The organism is Streptomyces sp. NPDC059649, assembly GCF_042734445.1.
Lineage (GTDB): Bacteria > Actinomycetota > Actinomycetes > Streptomycetales > Streptomycetaceae > Streptomyces.
Genome location: NZ_JBHWDV010000016.1, coordinates 1 through 20,227, shown reverse-complemented (window position 1 = coordinate 20,227; position 20,227 = coordinate 1). Strand labels below are relative to the sequence as shown.

Sequence of the window (20,227 nt, the reverse complement as noted above, 5' to 3'; positions counted from 1 at the left end):
TCCCGCCCTGTCCCCGCCCCCCCACCCGGGGGCGCCGGGAACCGGCCGGAAGTCGTCCGGCGCCTCGCCCGGCACACCGGTATCGACCACTCGATTCGAACAACGGGGGAATTCCCGCGGCGCTACAACCTTTCCGTGCCGCTCCGGGTCCAACACTGCGAAATGACCACGCGACGCACCCATCGACGGGGGTATTTCCCATGAAGCGTTCACGTGCCATCGCAGGATCCGCCGTACTCGCCGTGGCAGGACTCGCCACGATGGCCACGGCGACCACCGCCACCGCCGCACCGACCGTCACCGCCGCGTACAACGGGGCCTGTGGCAGCGGCTACCGGGTGGTGAATTCCGTACCGGTCACCGGAAAGGGGACCGTGTACCTGACGTACAGCGCGAAGACCGGAAAGAACTGTGTCGTGACCGTGCGGAACAAGCCCGGAAAGCCGGTGTACGTCTACACGTACATCACGGCGACCGACGGCAGTTCCGACTGGGTTTACGACAGCGGGCAATACACCACCTACGCCGGTCCGGTGTATCTCCCGGCGAAGGGCCGGTGCGTGGACTGGGGCGGCGCCATCGAAACGGTGAGCGTCAGCGTCTCGGGCTCCAACTGCGGCCGGATGGCGCACGGCGCGGTCACCCACCACTGACCGCCCGGCGGCCGACGGCGGTCCCCGGCAGCCCATCCGGGGACCGCCGTCCGTGCATGCCCAGTGCCCGCAGCGCCGAACGTGCCGCGTTGTGGCCGCACATCCCGTGGGCGCCGGCGCCCGGCGGGGTCGACGCCGAGCACAGGTAGACCCCGGGCACACCGGTGGCGTACGGGTCGAGGGCGATCCGCGGACGCATCGTCAGGGTCAGCGGGGTGTTGGCGCCGCCGATGATGTCACCGCCCACGAAGTTGGCGTTGCCGCGCTCCAGTTCGGCGGTCGAGGTGGCGGTGAGGCCGACGATCCGCTCGCGGGTACCGGGGGCGAACCGCTCGAACTGCGCCAGCATCGCGGCGGTGGCGTCACCGCGGTAGCCGTGCGGCACATGGGCGTACGCGGAGACCGGATGGAGGTCGCCGGCGGAACGGCCGGGGTCGGCGAGGTACTGCTGGGAGACCAGGAGGAACGGGCGCTCGGGCATCCGGCCGCGGTGGATCTGCCGCTCGGCGTCCGCGATCTGCGCGAAGCTGCCGCCGAGGTGGACGGTGCCGGCCCGCTGGCAGGCGTCGGCGCGCCAGGGCACCCCGCCCTCGACCGCCAGGTCGAGCTTGAAGGCGGCGGGGCCGTGCCGGTAGCGGGTGTAGGCGCGGCGTACCCGGGACGGCAGGCGGTCGCCGATCACGGCCGCCGCGGCGGCCGGTGCCAGGTCGAGCAACACCGTTGCGGCGGGCGGCAGTTGGTCGAGGGAGCGGATCGTCACGCCGGTCTCGATCCGGCCGCCGGCTGCGGTGAGGAGTCCGGCCAGGGCACGGGCGATGGCCGCCGAGCCGCCCTTCGCGACCGGCCAGCCGAACCGGTGGCCGGCCGCGATGATCATGAGCCCGACGGATGCGGCGGCGGGCCCGTTCAGCGGCCCGAAGAGGTGGGCCGCCACCCCGCCGTAGAGGCCGCGCGCCTCCTCCGTGCGGAAGCGGCCGGCGAGCGCGGTGGCGGGCTGCAGGGCGCGAAGCCCGAAGCGGGCGAGCCGGACCGGATGCCGGGGCACCCTGAGGAGGGGCTTCATGACGGCGTCGGTGAGCACCTCGGCGTCGGCGGCCGGCGGTCCGAACAGCCGCGTCCACGCCGGACCGTCGGCGCCGAGCCCGTCCGCCGTCCGCGCCACGGACCGGTACAGCGCCCCCGCACCACCGGAGTCGACCGGATGGGCGAGGTCGATCTCCGGCCAGCACCACTCCAGCCCGTGCGCCGCGACGTCCAGCGTGCGCAGATACGGCGAGCCGGCGCCCATCACATGCGTCGAGGAGCAGTGGTCGAACAGCAGGCCGGGGGCGAACAGCTCACCGCTGCGGACGCCGCCGCCGATCTCGTCGGCCGCCTCGAAGACCGTCACCTTCAGTCCGGCCTGCGCCAGCGTGACCGCCGCGGCCAGCCCGTTCGGTCCGGCGCCCACCACGACCGCCGCGTCACGTTCCCGTCCCACCCGTTTCGTCATGTCGCCAGCATGCCAAGGCGCAGGCCGGCGGGGTGCGCAACCGGCGCGCGGTGGTGCGGAGTTCACGCCGGCCGGGCTCCGGCCTCGGCCTCGGCCTTGGCCTCGGCGGCGGCCTCGGCGGCGGCCGCGATGTTACGGGCCATGCCGCCGAACACCACGGCGTGGAAGGGGGCGACGCACCACCAGTACGCATGGCCGGTCAGCCCGTGCGGATGGAACAGCGCCCGCTGGACGTAGCGGGTGCGGCCCTCGGCGTCGCGGGCGACCGTCATCTCCAGCCAGGCGAGGCCGGGGAGCCGCATCTCGGCGCGCAGCCGCAGCAGGCGCCCGGGCTCGGCCGCCTCGACGCGCCAGAAGTCGAGCGAGTCGCCGACCCGGAGGCGGCCGGCGTCCCGTCTGCCGCGGCGCAGCCCGACCCCGCCGGCCAGCCGGTCCAGCCAGCCGCGCACCGCCCAGGCCAGCGGGAAGGAGTACCAGCCGTGTTCTCCGCCGATGCCCTCCACGACCTGCCAGAGCGTCTCCGGCGGTGCGTGCACGGTGACCTCGCGCCGGTCGGTGTAGAGGCTGCCGCCGGCCCAGTCCGGGTCGGTGGGCAGCGGGTCGCTGGGCGCGCCCGGTACGGCGGCGCCGGACCAGCGGGTGGCGACCTGGGCGTCCCGCACCCGGCGCAGCGCCAGGTCCACCGCGTCGTCGAAGGGCAGCGGGTGGCCGGGCGGGTCCGGGTCGGGGACGTAGCGGGCGATGTCGTGTTCGTGGCAGACGACCTCGTGGCGCAGCGACTCGGCCAGGGGCCGGGCGATGCCCGGCGGGACGGGGGTGACCAGGCCGATCCAGAGGCTGGACAGGCGGGGGGTGAGCACCGGGACGGGCAGGATGAGCCGTTCCGGCAGGCCCGCCACCCGGGCGTAACGCTGCATCATGTCGCGGTAGGTGAGGACGTCCGGGCCGCCGATGTCGAAGGTCCGGCTGACGCCGGCGGGGAGCCGGGCGCAGCCGACGAGGTACCGCAGCACGTCGCGGACGGCGATCGGCTGGATGCGGGTGCGCACCCAGCTCGGCGTGATCATCAGCGGCAGCCGTTCGGTGAGGTAGCGCAGCATCTCGAAGGAGGCGGAACCGGAGCCGATGATGACCGCGGCGCGCAGCACGGCGGTGGGCACGCCGGAGGCCAGCAGGATGTCGGCGACCTCGGCCCGGGACCGCAGGTGGGGTGAGAGGTCCCGGTCCGGGATGCCGCGCGGGGTGAGCCCGCCGAGGTAGACGATGCGGTGCACGCCGGCGGCGCGGGCCTCCTCGGCGAAGATCCGCGCGGCCCGCCGGTCGGTCTCCTCGAACCGGGGGCCGGTGCCGAGGGCGTGCACGAGGTAGTAGGCGACATCGACGCCGGTCAGCGCGCGGCGCATCGAGCCGGCGTCGGTGACGTCGCCGCGGACGATCTCCGCGTCCCCGGCCCAGGGGTGGTCCCGCAGCTTCTCGGGCGTCCTGGCCAGCGCCCGGACGGCGTATCCGGCGGCGAGCAGCTCGGGCACCAGGCGGCCGCCGAGGTAGCCGGTGGCGCCGGTGACCAGGGCGCGCGGTGCGGCAGCGGCACCGGTGTCGGCCATGGGTGGACCTCCTCACGTACCGGGGCGCTGCGCTGTGCGGCGCCGCCCACGTACTCGGCTGCAGCGCCGTGCTCGTTGCTCGCCGTTGCGCTTTGTGGCGCCCCGCACGTACCAGTCTGTCCCGCCGCGGGCCGCTGCGCTGTGCGGCGCCTCCCACGTACCTGTCTGCGCCGCCGCGGGGCGTCTCGCCGTTGCGCTTGGCGGCGCCATGCACGTACCCGTCTGCTGCGCCGCGGATCTTGTTCGCCGTTGCGCCTGCGGCGGGCTGGTGGTGGTCGGGTGCGGTTCTGGCCCTCCAGACTTCGTCCTCCGGTCCAGCCCCTCCCGTAGGGGGAAAGGGAACGGCCGGTGGGGGTGCCCGTGGCCCGTACGCGCGGGCGGTGAAGGGAACCACGCCCGCCCCCACTCGCCTCTTCCCACCCACTCACGGGAGGGGACAGACCGGAGGACGAAGTCTGTAGGGCTGTCACCGCACCCGACAAACAAACGCCCGCCGCCAGGCGCTACGGCGAGCAACAACCGCGGCGCCGCAGACGGGTACGTGGGAGGCACCGCACAGCGCAACGGCGAGCAACCCCGACGGCGGGACAGACAGGTACGTGGGAGGCGACCCTCACCCACAAGGCCCGGTGCTCTCCCGGGCCTCCAGGTGGGGCAGTTCGCCCTGGACGGTGCGCGGCGGGCCGCCGTCGAGGACGGTGAGGAGTTCCCGGGCGGCGAGCCGGCCGAAGCCGGGGGTGTCGCGGACCAGGGCGGTCAGGCGGGGGTGGGTGACCCGGCAGAGCGCCGAGTCGTCCCAGGCCACGATCGACAGCGCGGTGGGGACGGGGATGCCGCGCTCGGCGGCCACCGAGGCACCGGCCACCGCCATCACGTCGTTGTCGTAGATGATCGCCGACGGCGGCCGGGCCTCGTCCAGGAGGCGGCGGGTGGCCTTGGCCCCCTCCGCGTCGGAGTAGTCGGTGGTGACCGAGCGGACCTGCCGCTCGTCGAGGCCGCGGAGGGCCGCCTCGGTGCGCAGCGAGTGGATCCGGCGGGCGGTGTGGGCGAGGTCCGGCAGGCCCGCGACGTGCACGATCCGGCGGTGGCCGAGGCCGTGGAGGTGGTCCAGGACGCGGGCCATGGCCCTGGCGTCGTCCGCCCAGACGGTCGGGAGCTGCGGCGGCGCGGCGTCCGGCTCCTCCGAGGGTGCGGGGCCGGCCGGGCCGCCGATGGCGACGGCGGGCAGGCCGAGCGTCGTGAGGAGTTCCGGGCGGGGGTCCTCGACGCGGGGGTCGACGACGAGGACGCCGTCCACCCGGCGCTCGGCCCACCAGCGGCGGTAGAGCGCGCACTCGGTGTCGAGGTCCTCGACGACCTGGAAGAGCAGGGCGATCCGCCGGGCCGAGAGCACTTCCTGTATGCCGGAGACCAGTTGCAGGAAGAAGGACTCGACGCCCAGGGTGCGGGCCGGGCGGGCGAGGACGAGCCCGAGGGCGCCGGCGCGTTCGCCGGAGAGGGCGCGGGCGGCGCTGTTGGCCTGCCAGCCGAGTTCCTCGGCGACCCGGCGGACCCGGGCGCGGGTGTCGTCGGAGACGCCCGGGCGGTCGTTGAGCGCGAAGGAGACGGCGCTCTCCGAGACCCCGGCCCGGCGGGCGATGTCCTTGATCGTGGGCCGGCGCGCCGGCCTGCGGCGGGCGGCCCCACCGGGCGCTGTCATGGGCGGGCTCTCCTCGCACTGAACCGCGTTGGTGCGCCTCAGTCTGATCAGCGCGAAACGGTGTGTCAAACGTGTGTCGAACCCCTTCTCAAGTCATCCGAAGTTCCGTTCGCAGCACGGGTATTGACACTCACTAAAGCGCATTAGTAGCGTCTGCCGCGTTGTCGCCCGAGGTCCCGTGGAAATGCCCGCCGAAACGGCCTGGAACTTCCCCTCCCGGGGCCGGTGCGCGACGTTTTCCTGCGGGTCTGGTCCGAGCAGAGGAGCCGCCAGCCATGCGCAGAGTCACCGTTCCCCGCCGAGCCGGCGCCGCGGCCGTGGTTCTGGCCGTCTCGGCGATCACCCTGACCGCCTGCGGATCCGGCGGCGGATCCGGGGACAGCGCCTCGGGGAAGGTAGAGGGACAGGTCACCTTCCAGACCTGGAACCTCAAGGCCCATTTCAAGGATTACTTCGAGCGGCTCATCAAGGACTTCGAGCGGAAGTATCCGGACGCCCGGGTGAAATGGATCGACCAGCCGGCCGAGGGATATCCGGAGAAACTCAGCGCGGACGCGGCCGGCGGCACCCTGCCGGACGTGGTGAACGTGTCCCCGGATCTCGCCTGTCCGCTGGCGAAGGCCGGGCTCGCGCTCGATCTGGAGAAGGCCGCCGGAAAATACCGCGGAGAATATCTCGACGGGGCCTGGAAGAGCCATGAGGTGCCGGGCCGGTCGGGCGTCTACGCCTTTCCCTGGTATCTGAACACCGGGCCGATGTTCTACAACAAGGAGCTCTTCAGGAAGGCCGGCCTGGACCCGGACCGACCGCCGACCACCTATGACCAGCTCTTCACGGACGCGGTGGCGATGGCGAAGAGGAGCGGCCGCACAATAGCGATGCTCGCCAGTACGCCGTCGATCGAGGACTTCGGCCGCTACGGCGTACGACTGATGAACGCCCGGGGCACCGCGTTCACCTTCAACGAGCCCAAGGGCGTCGAACTCCTCAAGCATTACCGGGAGTTGTACGCGGCCGGGGCGCTGGACTCCCAGGCGCTGACCGCGCAGGCCGAGTCGGCGGGGCGGAAGTTCGCGCAGCAGTCCGTCGCCATGAATCCGGGCAGCGCGCTCGATCTGCAGAACTTCAAGAAGGACGCGCCGAGCCTGTACCGGCACATCGGTATCACGGATGCGGTCAACAACACCGGTAAGGCCAATATGTATGTCCAGGGCCTGATGGTGAACGCGCAGAGCAAGGTGAAGCCGGCGGCGGTGGCCTTCGCGCACTTCGTCACCGACAAGAAGAACCAGATGGCGTTCGCCAAGGAGGTCACGATCTTCCCGAGCACCAAGGGCTCGCTGGACGATCCGTACTTCACCAAGGAGGACGGCACCGATGCGACCCGGGTGCGGGTGGCCTCGGCCAAGTCCCTGAAGACCGCGGTGAATTACACCCCGGTGCTGCTCAGCGACCAGATGAAGACCGTGCTGCGCAATGCGGTCGCCCGGGCCGTACAGGGAAAGCAGTCGCCGGAGGCGGCGCTGGACGGTGCGGTCGCCGAGTGCAACCGTCTGCTGAAGACCGGCTGAGCCCGAGGTCGCCGTGAAAAGGCACCGTCCCGCGAGTCCCTGGCTGTTCCTCGCCCCCGGACTGCTGATCGTCCTCGCCTTCGGTCTGTATCCGTTCCTCAGTACGGTGGCGCATTCCTTCACCGATGCCCGCACGCTCACCGAGGGGCGGTTCGTCGGGGGCGCGAATTACCGCGAGTTGCTCCATGACGCGATGTTCTGGACCGGACTGCGGAACAGCCTGCTCTATGTCCTCGGGGTCGTCCCGCTGCTGGTGGTCCTGCCGCTGCTGCTGGCGATGCTGGTACAGCGGCAGGTTCCCGGGATCGCCTTCTTCCGGGCCGCGTTCTACACCCCCGTGGTGGCCTCCGTCGTGGTGGTGTCGCTGATCTGGGTGTGGCTGCTGGACGACCGGGGGCTGATCAATGCGCTGCTGGCGGGGCTGGGCTTCGGAACGGCCGGGTTCCTCAGCGATCCGTGGTTGCTGCTGCTCAGCGCCATGGCGGTCACCGTCTGGAAGGGCCTCGGCTACTACATGATCATTTATCTTGCGGCGCTGGCCAACGTCCCCGGGGAACTGCACGAAGCCTGCGCGGTCGACGGGGCCGGTGCGGTGCGCCGCTTCCTGACCGTGACGGTGCCCGCCCTGCGTTCCACGATGGTGCTGGTGGCCGCGCTCTCCTCGGTCAGCGCGTTCAAGGTGTTCTCCGAGGTCTATCTGATGGCCGGTCCGACCGGCGGGCCCGGTGGCGAGGACACCACGCTGGTGATGCTCGTCCAGCAGGCCGGCACCGGGCTGTCCGGCCGGGTCGGCTATGCCTCGGCGCTGTCCGTCGTGGTCTTCGTGCTCACCCTGGGGCTGATGCTGCTGGTGCTGCGCGCGAACCGCAAGGAGGAGGCATGAGCGCGACCGCACCCCGGGACGAGCGCGCCGGGCGGCGGCTACCGCGGTGGCAGCTGGCGCTCCGCTACGCGCTGCTGCTCGCCGTACTGGCGCTGACCGTAGGGCCGTTCCTCTGGCAGCTGTCGACCTCCCTCAAGGGCCCCGGCGAGGACATCTACCGCTACCCGCCGAGCCTGGTCCCGCAGGAGGTGACGCTGGCCAACTACGCGGGCGTGGCCCGGATCATCCCGGTCTGGGACTTCGCGCTGAACTCCCTGAAGGTCGCCACCGCCAATGTGCTCACCAACTGCGCGGGCGCGGCGCTCGCCGGCTATGCGCTCGCCCGGATGCGCTTCCGGGGACGCCGGGCCGCGCTGGTGGTCTTCCTCATGGCGATGCTGGTCCCGGTCGAGAGCATCATGATCGCCCAGTTCGTGACGATGCGGGCGCTGCAGCTGAACAACACCCTGCTCGGCGTGGTGCTGCCCGGCTGCATCGGCGCGATGAACGTGCTGCTGATGCGCAACGCCTTCGCGGCGCTGCCGTACGAGGTGGAGGAGGCGGCCTTCGTGGACGGCGCCAACGCCTGGCAGCGGTTCGTGCGGATCGCGCTGCCGTCGGTGCGGGGCACCCTCGCGGTGGTGGCGATCTTCGCGTTCATGGGGGCCTGGGACGACTTCCTGTGGCCGCTGATCGTGCTGAGCGACCAGTCGAAGTTCACCCTGACCATCGGCCTGAACTTCCTGCACGGCACCTTCGCCGACGACCAGCGGCTGGTGGCGGCCGGCACCGTCATCGCCGTCCTGCCGCTGATCGTGCTCTTCGCCTGTCTCCAGCGCTCCTTCTTCCGTGGTGTCGGCGAGGGCGCCGTCAAGGGCTGAACCCGCCGGCCCCGCCGTCGTCCCGCCGCCTTCGACCTCAGGAGTCCCATGCGATTCGGCGTCAACTACACGCCCACCCAGGGCTGGTTCCACCACTGGCTGGACTTCGATCTCGACGCGGTACGTGCCGATCTCGACTCCGTCGCCGCGCTCGGCCTGGACCACATCCGGGTCTTCCCGCTCTGGCCGCTGTTCCAGCCCAACCGCACGCTGATCCGGCCGCGCGCCGTGGACCAGCTGGTGCAGCTGGCGGACGCGGCGGCCGAGCGCGGGCTCGACGTCACCGTGGACGGTCTGCAAGGGCATCTGTCGAGCTTCGACTTCCTGCCCGCCTGGACGCGGACCTGGCACCGCCGCAACCTCTTCACCGACCCCGAGGTGCTGGCCGGCCAGGAGGAGTACCTGCGCACGCTCGCGGCCGCGCTCGCCGACCGCCCCCACTTCCTCGGGATGACGCTCGGCAACGAGATCAACCAGTTCTCCGACGGGCCGCACCCGGACCCGGACCACCTCACCGGCGCGGAGGCCGCGGCCTGGCTGGAGCGGATGCTGGCGGCCTGTGAGCGCGGCGCGCCGGGCCGGACGCATCTGCACGCCGCGTACGACGCCGCCTGGTACCGCGACGGTCATCCGTTCACACCGGCGCACGCTGCCCGGCTGGGGGCCGTGACGGCCGTGCACTCCTGGGTGTTCAACGGCACCGCGCAGCGCCACGGACCGGCGGGCACCGCCACCGAGCAGCACGCCGCCTATCTCGTCGAGCTGTCCAAGGCGTGGGCGACGGACCCGCACCGCCCGGTGTGGCTCCAGGAGGTCGGCGCGCCCGCGCCGCACATCCCCGCGGACCGGGCGGCGCACTTCACCGGGGCCACCGTCGCGGCCGTCCTGGACTGCCCGGACCTGTGGGGCGTCACCTGGTGGTGTTCGCACGACGTGTCCCGTTCGCTGGCGGACTTCCCGGAGCTGGAGTACGGGCTCGGGCTGCTCCGCACCGACCGTACGGTCAAGCCGGCCGGGCGGGCGCTCGCGGCGCTGGCCGCCGAGTGGCGCGGCCGGGAGCACCGGCCGCCGGTGCGGAGCTGCGCGCTGATCGTGGACGTGGGCGGGGCCGAAGCGGCGCCGCGCCGGTCGGTGTGCGCACCCGGCGGCCCGGTCTTCGAGGCGTGGGCGGAGCTGACCGCCCAGGGCGCCCGCCCGGCCCTCGTACTGGCCGAACTCGCCGGAGACCGGGCGCATTTGACCGCACGTGGCATCACCGAGGTCGTGTCACCCGACGAGGTCCGCGCATCCGGCGGCTCCGCCGGCGGCGCGCGTCGCCGGCCGCCGTCCGTCCCCCACCGGAGGAGCACCTCATGACCCACCGCCCGCTGCCCGTCACCCGCCGTCGTGTACTGCTGGCCGGGGCGGGCGCCGCGGCCGCCCTGTGCGGCCCGCCCCTCACCGGCGGTGCGGCGGCCGCCGGCCGCACCCGTGCCGCGGACCCGCTCCAGCCGTACGCGTCGTACTGGTTCCCCGACTCGTTGCCGGAGGGCACGCCCGGCGACGGCGTGGTGTGGCGCAGCCTCGCGGCGTGGACGCCCGGGTCCGATCGGGATCTGCCGTTCAACAGGGCGTCGGTGCCGCTCGCCGAGCGGTTCACGCCGGTGCCGGCCAACACCTCGGCCCGTGCCGGGCAGGCCCGGATCAGCGCCCTGGCGGCCTTCGACCACACCGCGGGCAATCCCTCGCAGGGCTCGGCGACCGCCGACACCTACGCGCCGACGCACTGGGCGTACCTCGACGAGCTGGTCTTCTGGGGCGGCTCGTCCGGCGAGGGGCTGATCCTCGCGCCGAACGCCCCGGTCGTGGACGCCGCGCACCGCAACGGCGTACCCGTCCTGGGCACCGTCTTCCTGCCGCCGGCCGCCTACGGCGGACAGCTGCGCTGGACCCGTGACCTGGTGCGGAAGGACGCCGCGGGGCGCTTCCCGCTCGCCGCGAAGCTGGCGCGGGTGGCCGTGGCGTACGGCTTCGACGGCTGGTTCGTCAACGCCGAGACCGGTGGCGGGGACGCCGCGCTCGCCGCCGACATGCAGGGCTTCCTGCGGGCGCTGCGCGCGGCGGGTGCCCGGCGCGGACTGCGCCTCACGTGGTACGACGCGATGAACCGGACCGGGCAGGTCGGCTGGCAGGGGGCGCTCAACGACCTCAACCGGCCGTTCTTCCAGGACGCCGCCGGGCCGGTCGCCGACTCGATGTTCCTCGACTTCCGCTGGAGCGCCCGGTCGCTCGCGGACTCCGGCCGGCTCGCCGGTCAACTGGGCCGCAGCCGCTACGCGTTGTGGGCCGGGGTCGATGTCGAGTCGGCCGGCTGGGGCACCCGCACGGACTGGGACGCGATCGTCCCGGCCGGTCGCGATCATGTCGTCTCGTACGGCTTCTACCGTCCGGAGTGGACGTTGACGCATCTGCCCGAGGGCCGTACGCCGCGTGACTTCCATGCCGCGGACGACCGGTTCTGGTCGGGCGAGCGGCTGGACCCGACCGTGCCGGGCGGGGCGGGGGACGGCTGGCGGGCGCCGGCCGCCGTGGTCGCGGACCGGTCGGTGCTGACCTCGCTGCCGTTCGCCACCTCCTTCAACACCGGGCACGGACTCCGCTGGTACGAGGACGGGCGCCCGGTCTCGGACGTGCCCTGGAACCATCTCGGGCTGCAGGACGTGCTGCCGCCGCGGCGCTGGGCGGTGCGCACGACGGGCGCCCGGCCGGAGGTCTCGCTGGACTTCGCCGCGGCCTGGCGCGGCGGCAGCAGTCTGCTGGTGCGTGGTGCGGCGGACGCCCCGGCGACGCTGGAGCTGTTCCCGGCGCGGCTGCCGGCCGGTGCGGACACGGTGGTCGGCCTCACCCATCGCCTGGATCCGTCGTCGGGGCCGGTGACCGTCGAGGTGGCGGTGGCGCTGCGGGACGCGCCGGCGCCGGGCGAGCCCGCTCCGTACGCCTTCCTGCCGGCCGGCACGCTGGAGCCGGGCGGCGGCTGGCGCACCGACACCGTGCGGCTCGGCCCGCTGGTGCCGGGGACGGTCCGTGCGCTGGGGGTGCGGCTGACCGGCCGCGGCGGCGGTGCGGTGGCCTGGCGGCTGGGGGCGCTGGCGGTCCATGACGGCGCCGGGTCGCCGGCCGCGCCCACCGGGCTGCGGGTCACCGACCGCGCCACCACGGACGGTGCGCTCGCCCTGCGGCTGCGCTGGGAGCGGGCCACCGGACCGGTGCGCCACTACGCCCTGTACCGCCAACTCCCGGACGGCGGACGCGAGTTCCTCGGCGGGACCTGCGGCACGGCGTACTACGTCCGTGGGCTGCGGCGGGCCGCCGGCGAGGCGGCCGTCCGGCTGGAGGTGCGGGCGGTGCACGAACTGTTCACGGTCTCGGCGCCCGCCCGCACCGACGTCCCCTGGTGACCGTCAGCCCTTCCCGCCCCTCCTTCTCGACGCTACGGAGCCCCTGCCATGCATGACGATCGCGCACTGGTCGAAGCCCGGCTCAAGCGGGTCCTGGACGAGCGCATCCGGCCGGCGCTGTATCCGGAGTCGGTCCCCCTGGAGGTCGCGGCCTGGGTCGCGCCCGGTGAGCCGGTGGCCGTGGAAGTGGGCCTGGCCGCCGAGCACACGCCGGTGGCGGTGGGGGACGCCTGGGGCGCGCCGTGGGGTACGACCTGGTTCCAGGTCCGCGGGCAGGTGCCGGAACGGTGGGCCGGGCGGACCGTGGAGGCGGTGCTGGACCTGGGCTTCGACGAGCGGATGCCGGGGTTCCAGTGCGAGGCGCTCGTGTACCGGCCCGACGGCAGCCCGGTCAAGGCGCTCAACCCGCGGAACCAGTGGGTGCGGGTGGGGGCGCCGGTGCGCGGCGGTGAGCGCGTCGCATGGCATCTGGAGGCCGCGTCCAACCCGGTGATCCTGGACGTGCACCCGTTCCTGCCCACGCCGTTGGGCGACCGGGAGACCGCGGGCAGTGCGCCGCAGTACCGGCTGGCGCGGATGGATCTGGCGGTGTTCGACACCGAGGTGTGGGAGTTGATCCAGGATCTGGAGGTGCTGGGCGAGCTGATGGCGGAGCTCCCGGTGGACGGCCCGCGGCGCTGGGAGGTGCTGCGGGCGGTCGGCCGGGCGCTGGACGCGGTGGACCTGGGAGATGTCAACGCGACGGCGGCCGCGGCCCGTTCGGAGCTGCGCGAGGTACTGGCGGCGCCCGCGGCGGCCTCGGCGCACCGGATCAGCGCGGTGGGCCACGCCCATATCGACTCGGCGTGGCTGTGGCCGCTGCGCGAGACGGTCCGGAAGGTGGCACGGACCACGTCGAACATGACGGCGCTGCTGGCGGACGAGCCGGAGTTCGTCTACGCCATGTCGCAGGCGCAGCAGTACGCGTGGCTCAAGGAGCACCGGCCGGAGGTCTACGCCCGGGTCAAGAAGGCGGTCGCGGAGGGCCGGTTCGTCCCGGCGGGCGGGATGTGGGTGGAGTCGGACACCAACATGCCGGGGTCGGAGGCGATGGCCCGGCAGTTCGTGCACGGCAAGCGGTTCTTCCTGGCGGAGTTCGGCGTCGAGAACGAGGAGGCGTGGCTGCCGGACACCTTCGGGTTCGCCGCCGGGCTGCCGCAGATCATCCGGGCGGCGGGCGCGCGGTGGCTGCTGACCCAGAAGATCTCCTGGAGCCAGGTCAATTCCTTCCCGCACCACACCTTCCGCTGGGAGGGCATCGACGGCACGCGGATCTTCACCCACTTCCCGCCGGTGGACACCTACAACTGCCAGCTGTCGGGTGCTGAACTCGCCCACGCGGCACGGAACTTCAAGGACAAGGGGGTGGCCCGGCACTCGCTGGCGCCGACCGGCTGGGGCGACGGGGGCGGCGGCACCACCCGCGAGATGATCGCCAAGGCCCGGCGGCTGCGCGATCTGGACGGGTCGCCGACGGTGGTGTGGGAGAGGCCCGCGGACTTCTTCGCGCGGGCGGAGGCGGAGTACCCGCAGGCGCCGGTGTGGGTGGGCGAGCTGTATCTGGAGCTGCACCGCGGGACCCTGACCAGCCAGGCGAAGACCAAACGCGGCAACCGGCGCAGCGAGGCGCTGCTGCGGGAGGCGGAGCTGTGGTCGGCGACCGCCGCCGTGACCCGCGGACACCCGTATCCGTACGAGGAGTTGGACCGGATCTGGAAGACGGTGCTGCTCCACCAGTTCCATGACATCCTGCCCGGTTCGTCCATCGCCTGGGTGCACCGGGAGGCGGCGCGGACGTACGCGGCGGTCGCGGCCGAGCTGGAGGAGCTGATCGCGGGCGCGCTGGCGGCGCTGGCCGGCGACGGGGACACCGGGCTGGCGGTGAACTCCGCGCCGCACGCCCGGGGCGGGGTGGCGGCCGGCGCGCTGGCACCGCCGGCGCCCGAGGGCCCGGAGGTGTCCGTCACGCCCCGCGACGACGGCGGTTTCACGCTCACCAACGGGCTGCTGCGGATCGGGATCGACGGCCGCGGTCTGGTGGTCTCGGCGTACGACCTGGTGGCCGGCCGCGAGGCGGTGGCGCCCGGGGCGGCGGCGAACCTGTTGCAGATCCACCCCGACTTCCCGAACATGTGGGACGCCTGGGACGTGGACGCGTTCTACCGCAATGTGGTCACCGATCTGACGGACGCGGACGAGGTGGCCCTCGGTGCGGCGGGCCCGGACGCCGTGACGGTGCGGGTGTCCCGGACGTTCGGGGATTCGCGGGTGGAGCAGTCGCTGACGCTGGCGCGCGGGCAGCGGCGGCTGGACGTCGACACCGAGGTCGACTGGCACGAGACGGAGAAGTTCCTCAAGGCCGCGTTCCCGCTGGACGTGCACGCCGAGCGGTACGCCGCGGAGACCCAGTTCGGGCATCTGTACCGGCCCACGCACACCAACACCAGCTGGGAGGCGGCCAAGTTCGAGGCGTGTGCGCACCGTTTCGTGCACGTCGAGGAGCCGGGCTGGGGTGTCGCGCTGGTCAATGACGCGGTCTACGGCCATGACGTGACCCGCACCGTCCGGGACGACGGCGACCGCGGCACCACCACGACCGTGCGGCTGTCGCTGCTGCGTGGCCCGCGCTTCCCGGACCCGGAGACCGACCAGGGCCGGCACCGCTTCCGCTGTGCGCTGGTGCCCGGCGCGGACATCGCCGACGCGGTGCGCGAGGGCCACCGGATCAATCTGCCGGAGCGTCGGATCACCGGCGCGGGCGCGGTGCCGCCGCTGGTCACGGTCGACAACGACGCGGCGGTGGTGACCGCGGTGAAGCTCGCCGACGACGTGAGCGGCGACGTGGTCGTCCGCCTCCACGAGGCCCACGGCGGGCGCGCCACCACCGTGCTCACCACCGGGTTCGAGCTGGCCGGTGCGGTCGCCACCGATCTGCTGGAGCGCCCGTGGGAGGACGGTCCGGAGCTCGACCGGCAGGGGAACGCGGTGCGGATGCGGCTGCGCCCGTTCCAGATCGTGACGCTGCGACTGCGCCGGGCGGGCGACGGCCGGTAGCCGGTCGTCGCGGCGGGGGACGGATCAGGGGGTGTCGCCCCGATCGGGCCGCAGCCGGGAGCGGGCACGGCCGGCCCGGGGCCCGCGCCCGGGCGGACGGCCGTGGTCCGCCGCCGGTGGGTGCGCGGCGCCGCGGCCCGGGTCCCGGGCCGGATCCAGGTCCAGCATGTCCATCAGCAACGACAGGTCCGCCGCGTCCCGCGCCCGGCCGGCCAGCGCCTTGCGGGCGAGCCGGCGTTCCTCGTCACCCGTGGCGCGGGCGGGATCCTCGGCACTGCGGTGTTCTTCGCTCACCGCTGCATTCTCGGCCGGACCGCGGTGCCGTGCCTGTCGAGCGGTCCCGGGGCGCCGCTGCGGAACCGGTCGGGGCGCGTAGGGCCGTTCGGGTGAACCGGTCCGCGCCAGGGCTCCGCGCCGGATCGTCCGGCCGGCCCGGTACGAGGGAACCCGGGCCACCCCTTTTCCCTCTATATGAGCACGTGCAAGGGCACGTGCTGTTGCTCACCGTCCCGGAGTCCCCGTTGAAACACCCCTACGCCGTCGCGCTCGCGGCCGCCCTCGTCGCTTCCTGCGCACTGCTCACCGGCTGTTCGGAGACCGGGCAGCCGGTCGACTTCAACGCCGGCGCCAAACCGGACGGGGCCGCGCCCGTCAAGCCCGTGGACACCGACACCCGTATGCCGACGGGCCCGAAGAGCGACTTCCGGGTCACCCGGACGCTGGACGACGGCACGCACATCGCGCGGACCACGCTGAAGGGCCGCAAGTCCGGGGTCACCGGCAGCGTCTGGGTCTGGGCGCCGAAGGAGTACCAGGACCCGAAATACGCCAAGAGCGGATTCCCGGTGCTGATCGCCCTGCCGGGCGGCCTGGGCAGCCCGCAGGACGCCGAGGGGGTCACCAATTACTGGGTCGGCGGCGACATCAAGCTCCAGGAGAACCTCACCCGGTGGACCGCGGAGGGCAAGAGCCTGCCGTTCATCGTGGTGATGCCGATGCTCAACCCGGACACCCGCTACCACGACGCCAGCGACATACCCGGCCAGCAGAAGATGGGCACCTGGCTGACCGAGGACGTGGTGGACCTGGCGAAGGCCAACTTCCGCACCTTCCGGTCCCGCGACGGCTGGGCGTTCATGGGCTCGTCCTCGGGCGGCTTCGCCGGACTGAAGTCCGTACTGAAGCACCCCGACACGTTCAAGGCGGCGATCGCCAGTGGGCCGGACATCGTGCCGGACTCCCCGCTGTGGGCCGGGCACCAGGCGGAGAAGGACGCCAACAACCCGGAAAAGCTTGCCCGACGGCTGCTCCAGAAGGGCGGCCCGGACGTCTACCTCGCCCTTCAGGCGGGCACCCGGGAGTCCCCGGCCGTCACCCTGCCCATGCAGAAGTTCCGCAACACCTACGGCAAGGGCCCGATCCACATCGCGCTGCAGCTCATACCCGGCGGCCGGCACAACGCCTGGGACTACCAGAAGGGCATGGCCGACGGTTCCCTGAAGTTCATCAGCGACCATCTGAAGGCCCCGGTGCCGAGCCGTTCCTGACCTCGGGCCGCGGATGCAGATCACCCGAGTGGGGGTGATGCTGGAGTGGCGGGGGCCGTCCCGAGGAGGTCACACCATGTCCGTGATGGACAAGCTCAAGCAGATGCTGAAGGGTCACGAGAAGCAGACCGGCAAGGGCGTCGACAAGGCCGGCGACTTCGTGGACGAGAAGACCCAGGGCAAGTACTCCGGGCAGGTCGACACCGCGCAGGACAAGTTGCGGGACCGGTTCGGCCGCGAGCAGGGCCAGGACCGGCCGCCGCAGCCCTGAACCGAACGGGTTTTCCCCACGGCAGTGCCGGGCCGCCGCGCCGACCGTACGCTGTGCGGATGATCTCCGCGTCGTCCGCCCGGCTGACCCCTGACGTCCTGATGCGCCCCGCCACGGCGGAGGACGCCGCCGGCCTCGCCCGCTCCTACCGGCGCAGCCGGGACCACCTCCGCCGCTGGGAACCGGACCGGGACGACGCGTTCTTCACCACCGAGGGCCAGGCGGCCCGGCTGCGCGGGCTGCTCGCGGAGCGGAGCGCCGGGCACACCGTGCCGTGGGTGCTGGAGCGGCGGCCGGACGACGGTGCCGGGGAACCCGAGGTCGTCGGTGCGATCACCCTGACCGGCATCGTGCTGGGCCCGTTCCGCAGCGCCAACCTGGGCTACTGGATCGACGCGGGGCAGCTGCGCCGCGGCCTGGCCTCCGCCGCGGTGAACGCGGTCTGTGCCGCGGCCGACACCGAACTGGGCCTGCACCGCCTCCAGGCGGGCACCCTCGTCGACAACCTCGCGTCCCAGCGGACCCTGCTGAAGTGCGGTTTCACCGCGTTCGGCACGGCCGAGAACTATCTGCACATCAACGGTGCCTGGCGCGACCACCGGCTGTTCCAGAAGATCCTCAACGACCGTCGCCCGTAAGGCCGCGGGCGTATCCGGACAACGGAGCGGCGCCCGCCCCCGGACGGGAACGGGCGCCGCTTTCCGCATGCCGCGGACGGGTCAGGCCAGCCGGATCTTCTCCGCCTGCGGGCCCTTGTGGCCCTGGGTGACCTCGAACGTCACCTTCTGGCCCTCCTGGAGCTCGCGGTAGCCGGTGGCGTCGATGTTGGAGTAGTGCGCGAAGACGTCGGCGCCGCCGCCGTCCTGGGCGATGAAGCCGAAGCCTTTCTCCGAGTTGAACCACTTCACCGTGCCGGAAGCCATATCTGTCTCCTTCGTTCAAGGGGCTCGGATCGGGTTCCGCGACCGCGGAACCCGGAGGTGATCGCCTTGGGTCCGGAGACGCACCGCACACGCACACGCACAGCAAGAACGCCCGTGAATGCGACACGGGCGCCCGGTACTTCGGAACCACGACAGCTGTTCAGGACGCTACACCGAGCAACGCCCGGCGGGCGGCAGGTCCGTGACGGACGCGTCGTCCTTCACCGCCCCAGGGCCATCGGATGTCCTCCGTATACCTGACCTATCGGATACCTGTGCGATACCGACGGGGTGGCCCGGACGACTGCGCAACGGCTCGTACCCAACAACCCGTCCGCCCCGCCCTCACCCCCGCTGACGCCGCCGAAACCATGTCATAGACCATCACCCACGCACATCCGAGGAAAATGGGCCGGCGGTCGAGGACCAGGTCGGCGTTCGGAGCCGACGGGGCCGCTCGGCGGAAGGCGGGGTGGCCGCACCGCGAGGCGCTGGAGAGCCGGCCGGGCGACCTGGACGCCTACAAGCACTGACACACGCTTCCGCGGCGTCCGACATCAGGACTTCCCCTCCCCCAGCCCCGCCTCCACGACCGCGTCCGTCATCCCCGCTTCCCCCTTCGCTTCCGTCCCCGCTTCCGTATTCGCTTTCGTCTCCGCCCCCGTCCCTGCCTCGGTGGCCGCGCTCCGCCTACGACGCCGCCACCACAGCCCGGTGCCGAGGCCGGCGGCCGCGATCACCCCGACGGCCGCCGCCGACGACAGCAGCCACCACTGGCGTCCCGCACCATCGGCGTCCGCCCGGGCGCCGGTCACGGTCAGGGGGTGCACAGGTGGCGGCCGGTGGGCGACATGCTCGGCCCCGGCGTCCTGCCACCCCTTGGCGACGCCCGGCAGCATGGCCACCGCGGCGGCCCGGGGCGCCACCTCGAACCCCCAGTCCAACAGGGCCCGGGTCTCCTCGTACACCGCGTTCGCCGCGCCGGACTGCGGGTTCATCGCGGTCACCAGCAGCGTCCGGCCGTCCCGCCGGGCCGCCGCGATCAGGGTGTTGCCGGCGTGCGTGGTGTAGCCGTTCTTCACCCCGATCAGTCCCTCGTACGGCCGTACGCCGTGCGAGCCGACCAGCAGCCGGTTGGTGTTCTGGATGCCGAACGCGTCCGGGCCGCCGTCCTGCGGGAGCTGGGCCCGTTTCGTCGCGGCGAACTCCGCGAAGTCGGGGTCGGTCAGCCCGGCCTGCCCGAAGAGCGACAGGTCGTACGCGGAGGACACCTGACCCGGGGTGTCGAAGCCGTCCGCGGACTCCACCCGGGTGTCCCGGGCGCCGAGGCGGCGCGCGGTCTCCTGCATGTCGTCGATGGTCTTGTCCCAGCCGCCGTTCATGGCGGCCAGCGCGTGCACCGCGTCGCTGCCGGAACGCAGGAAGACGCCGTGCCACAGATCGGCGACGTGGTACGGCACCTCCTCCCTGAGCCCGGCCATCGAGCTGCCCGCCTCGATGCCGGCCAGGTCCTCCAGGGAGACGGTGTGCACCGTCCCCTGCGAGAACCTCGGCAGCACGGTCAGCGCGAAGAGCGTCTTGAGCGTACTGGCGGGCGGCAGCGGCCGGTGGGCGTCCTTGGCGGCCAGCACCTTGCCGCTCCCCAGGTCCGTCACCATCCACGACAGCGCGGACACCTTGGGCGGCTCCGGTACGTCCCGCCGGGCCACGAACTGCACGCCACGCCGGTCCAGCCGGTCCCCGGCATCGGCCGCGGGGCGGGCCCCGGCCCGCAGATCATCGATCCCGTGCGGCCCATCGGCCGCCGCCGGCCCGGGCACGGCCAGCAGGCCGACGACACAAACCGCCGCGACGGTCACGGCTCTGACGGGGGCCCATCTCACGCTCGACATGAGGCCCACGCTAGGAACGACCTCGACGGGCCGCCGGTTGGCTTACGCCATCCGGCGCTTTGCGGCGCCCCCGCACGTACCCGTCTGTCCCGCCGCGGGGCTCGCTCGCCGTTGCCGCTTGCGGCGCCTCGTACGTACCTGACCGTCCCGCCGCGGGGCTTGTTCGCCGTTGCCGCTTTGCGGCGCCTCCCACGCTGTCGGCTGTCCCGCCGTTGGGCGTCTCGCCGTTGCGCCTGGCGGCGGGCGTGGTGTTTTTGGGTGCGGTGACAGCCCTACAGACTTCGTCCTCCGGTCTGTCCCCT

The 20,227-nt window shown here is 72.9% G+C and carries 16 protein-coding genes; 10 read left to right on the top strand and 6 right to left on the bottom strand.

The annotated features are described in order from the left end of the window. Nucleotides 1-200 precede the first annotated feature (200 nt). Nucleotides 201-653 carry a spore-associated protein A gene (locus ACFV1J_RS18960; RefSeq protein WP_385859513.1) on the top strand — a complete coding sequence of 151 codons (453 nt, stop codon included), beginning with the start codon at nucleotides 201-203 and terminating at the stop codon, nucleotides 651-653. On the opposite strand, the gene ACFV1J_RS18955 is transcribed toward ACFV1J_RS18960, so the two are convergent. From ACFV1J_RS18955 to ACFV1J_RS18945, 3 genes are all read right to left on the bottom strand, one after another. Further along, nucleotides 640-2,145 (bottom strand): phytoene desaturase family protein, encoded by a 1,506-nt coding sequence (locus tag ACFV1J_RS18955; RefSeq protein ID WP_385859511.1) that lies wholly within the window; start codon nucleotides 2,143-2,145, stop codon nucleotides 640-642. The two genes, ACFV1J_RS18960 and ACFV1J_RS18955, sit on opposite strands and share 14 nt — an antisense overlap. A 62-nt stretch (nucleotides 2,146-2,207) precedes the next feature. Next, nucleotides 2,208-3,749 carry an SDR family oxidoreductase gene (locus ACFV1J_RS18950; protein ID WP_385859509.1) on the bottom strand — a complete coding sequence of 514 codons (1,542 nt, stop codon included), beginning with the start codon at nucleotides 3,747-3,749 and terminating at the stop codon, nucleotides 2,208-2,210. A 613-nt stretch (nucleotides 3,750-4,362) separates the two neighbouring features. Continuing rightward, on the bottom strand, nucleotides 4,363-5,448 hold the full coding sequence (locus ACFV1J_RS18945) for a LacI family DNA-binding transcriptional regulator (protein WP_385859507.1): 1,086 nt from the start codon (nucleotides 5,446-5,448) through the stop codon (nucleotides 4,363-4,365). Nucleotides 5,449-5,723: 275 nt separating this feature from the next. On the opposite strand from ACFV1J_RS18945, the gene ACFV1J_RS18940 reads away from it, so the two are divergent. Genes ACFV1J_RS18940 through ACFV1J_RS18915 form a run of 6 tightly spaced genes read left to right on the top strand, consistent with a single transcriptional unit; the run spans nucleotide 5,724 to nucleotide 15,292 of the window. Beyond that, the gene (locus tag ACFV1J_RS18940) at nucleotides 5,724-7,019 is read left to right on the top strand and encodes an ABC transporter substrate-binding protein (protein ID WP_385859505.1); all 1,296 of its coding nucleotides are present in this window, start codon (nucleotides 5,724-5,726) and stop codon (nucleotides 7,017-7,019) included. 13 nt (nucleotides 7,020-7,032) lie between these two features. Beyond that, the gene (locus ACFV1J_RS18935; protein WP_385859503.1) at nucleotides 7,033-7,902 is read left to right on the top strand and encodes a carbohydrate ABC transporter permease; all 870 of its coding nucleotides are present in this window, start codon (nucleotides 7,033-7,035) and stop codon (nucleotides 7,900-7,902) included. Further along, nucleotides 7,899-8,762 carry a carbohydrate ABC transporter permease gene (locus tag ACFV1J_RS18930; RefSeq protein ID WP_385859501.1) on the top strand — a complete coding sequence of 288 codons (864 nt, stop codon included), beginning with the start codon at nucleotides 7,899-7,901 and terminating at the stop codon, nucleotides 8,760-8,762. Before ACFV1J_RS18935 ends, ACFV1J_RS18930 begins: the two co-directional genes overlap by 4 nt. Nucleotides 8,763-8,810: 48 nt before the next feature. Further along, nucleotides 8,811-10,118, top strand: coding sequence for a glycosyl hydrolase (locus tag ACFV1J_RS18925; RefSeq protein ID WP_385859499.1), 1,308 nt, complete (start codon nucleotides 8,811-8,813; stop codon nucleotides 10,116-10,118). After that, complete coding sequence (locus ACFV1J_RS18920) at nucleotides 10,115-12,199, top strand: endo-beta-N-acetylglucosaminidase (protein ID WP_385859497.1); 2,085 nt, start codon at nucleotides 10,115-10,117, stop codon at nucleotides 12,197-12,199. The genes ACFV1J_RS18925 and ACFV1J_RS18920 overlap by 4 nt, the downstream gene beginning before the upstream one ends. Nucleotides 12,200-12,247: 48 nt before the next feature. Then, nucleotides 12,248-15,292 carry an alpha-mannosidase gene (locus ACFV1J_RS18915; RefSeq protein WP_385859495.1) on the top strand — a complete coding sequence of 1,015 codons (3,045 nt, stop codon included), beginning with the start codon at nucleotides 12,248-12,250 and terminating at the stop codon, nucleotides 15,290-15,292. A gap of 24 nt (nucleotides 15,293-15,316) precedes the next feature. Here the strand turns inward: ACFV1J_RS18915 and ACFV1J_RS18910 are convergent, their stop codons facing one another. Beyond that, a complete protein-coding gene (locus ACFV1J_RS18910) occupies nucleotides 15,317-15,586 on the bottom strand; it encodes a hypothetical protein (RefSeq protein WP_385859493.1) in 270 nt (89 codons plus the stop codon). Nucleotides 15,587-15,813: 227 nt separating this feature from the next. Here ACFV1J_RS18910 and ACFV1J_RS18905 point away from each other — a divergent pair, with 227 nt between their 5' ends. The 3 genes from ACFV1J_RS18905 (at nucleotide 15,814) to ACFV1J_RS18895 (ending at nucleotide 17,748) form a co-directional block, all read left to right on the top strand. Beyond that, complete coding sequence (locus ACFV1J_RS18905) at nucleotides 15,814-16,839, top strand: alpha/beta hydrolase (protein ID WP_385859760.1); 1,026 nt, start codon at nucleotides 15,814-15,816, stop codon at nucleotides 16,837-16,839. 76 nt (nucleotides 16,840-16,915) lie between these two features. Next, nucleotides 16,916-17,110, top strand: coding sequence for an antitoxin (locus ACFV1J_RS18900; RefSeq protein ID WP_385859491.1), 195 nt, complete (start codon nucleotides 16,916-16,918; stop codon nucleotides 17,108-17,110). Nucleotides 17,111-17,169: 59 nt separating this feature from the next. Beyond that, entirely contained in the window at nucleotides 17,170-17,748 is a 579-nt protein-coding gene (locus tag ACFV1J_RS18895) for a GNAT family N-acetyltransferase (RefSeq protein WP_385859489.1), read from the top strand. A gap of 81 nt (nucleotides 17,749-17,829) precedes the next feature. Here the strand turns inward: ACFV1J_RS18895 and ACFV1J_RS18890 are convergent, their stop codons facing one another. Together ACFV1J_RS18890 and ACFV1J_RS18885 are read right to left on the bottom strand one after the other, a co-directional pair. Further along, nucleotides 17,830-18,033 carry a cold-shock protein gene (locus ACFV1J_RS18890; RefSeq protein ID WP_030416471.1) on the bottom strand — a complete coding sequence of 68 codons (204 nt, stop codon included), beginning with the start codon at nucleotides 18,031-18,033 and terminating at the stop codon, nucleotides 17,830-17,832. 557 nt (nucleotides 18,034-18,590) lie between these two features. Next, complete coding sequence (locus ACFV1J_RS18885) at nucleotides 18,591-19,925, bottom strand: D-alanyl-D-alanine carboxypeptidase family protein (RefSeq protein WP_385859487.1); 1,335 nt, start codon at nucleotides 19,923-19,925, stop codon at nucleotides 18,591-18,593. Nucleotides 19,926-20,227 lie beyond the last annotated feature (302 nt).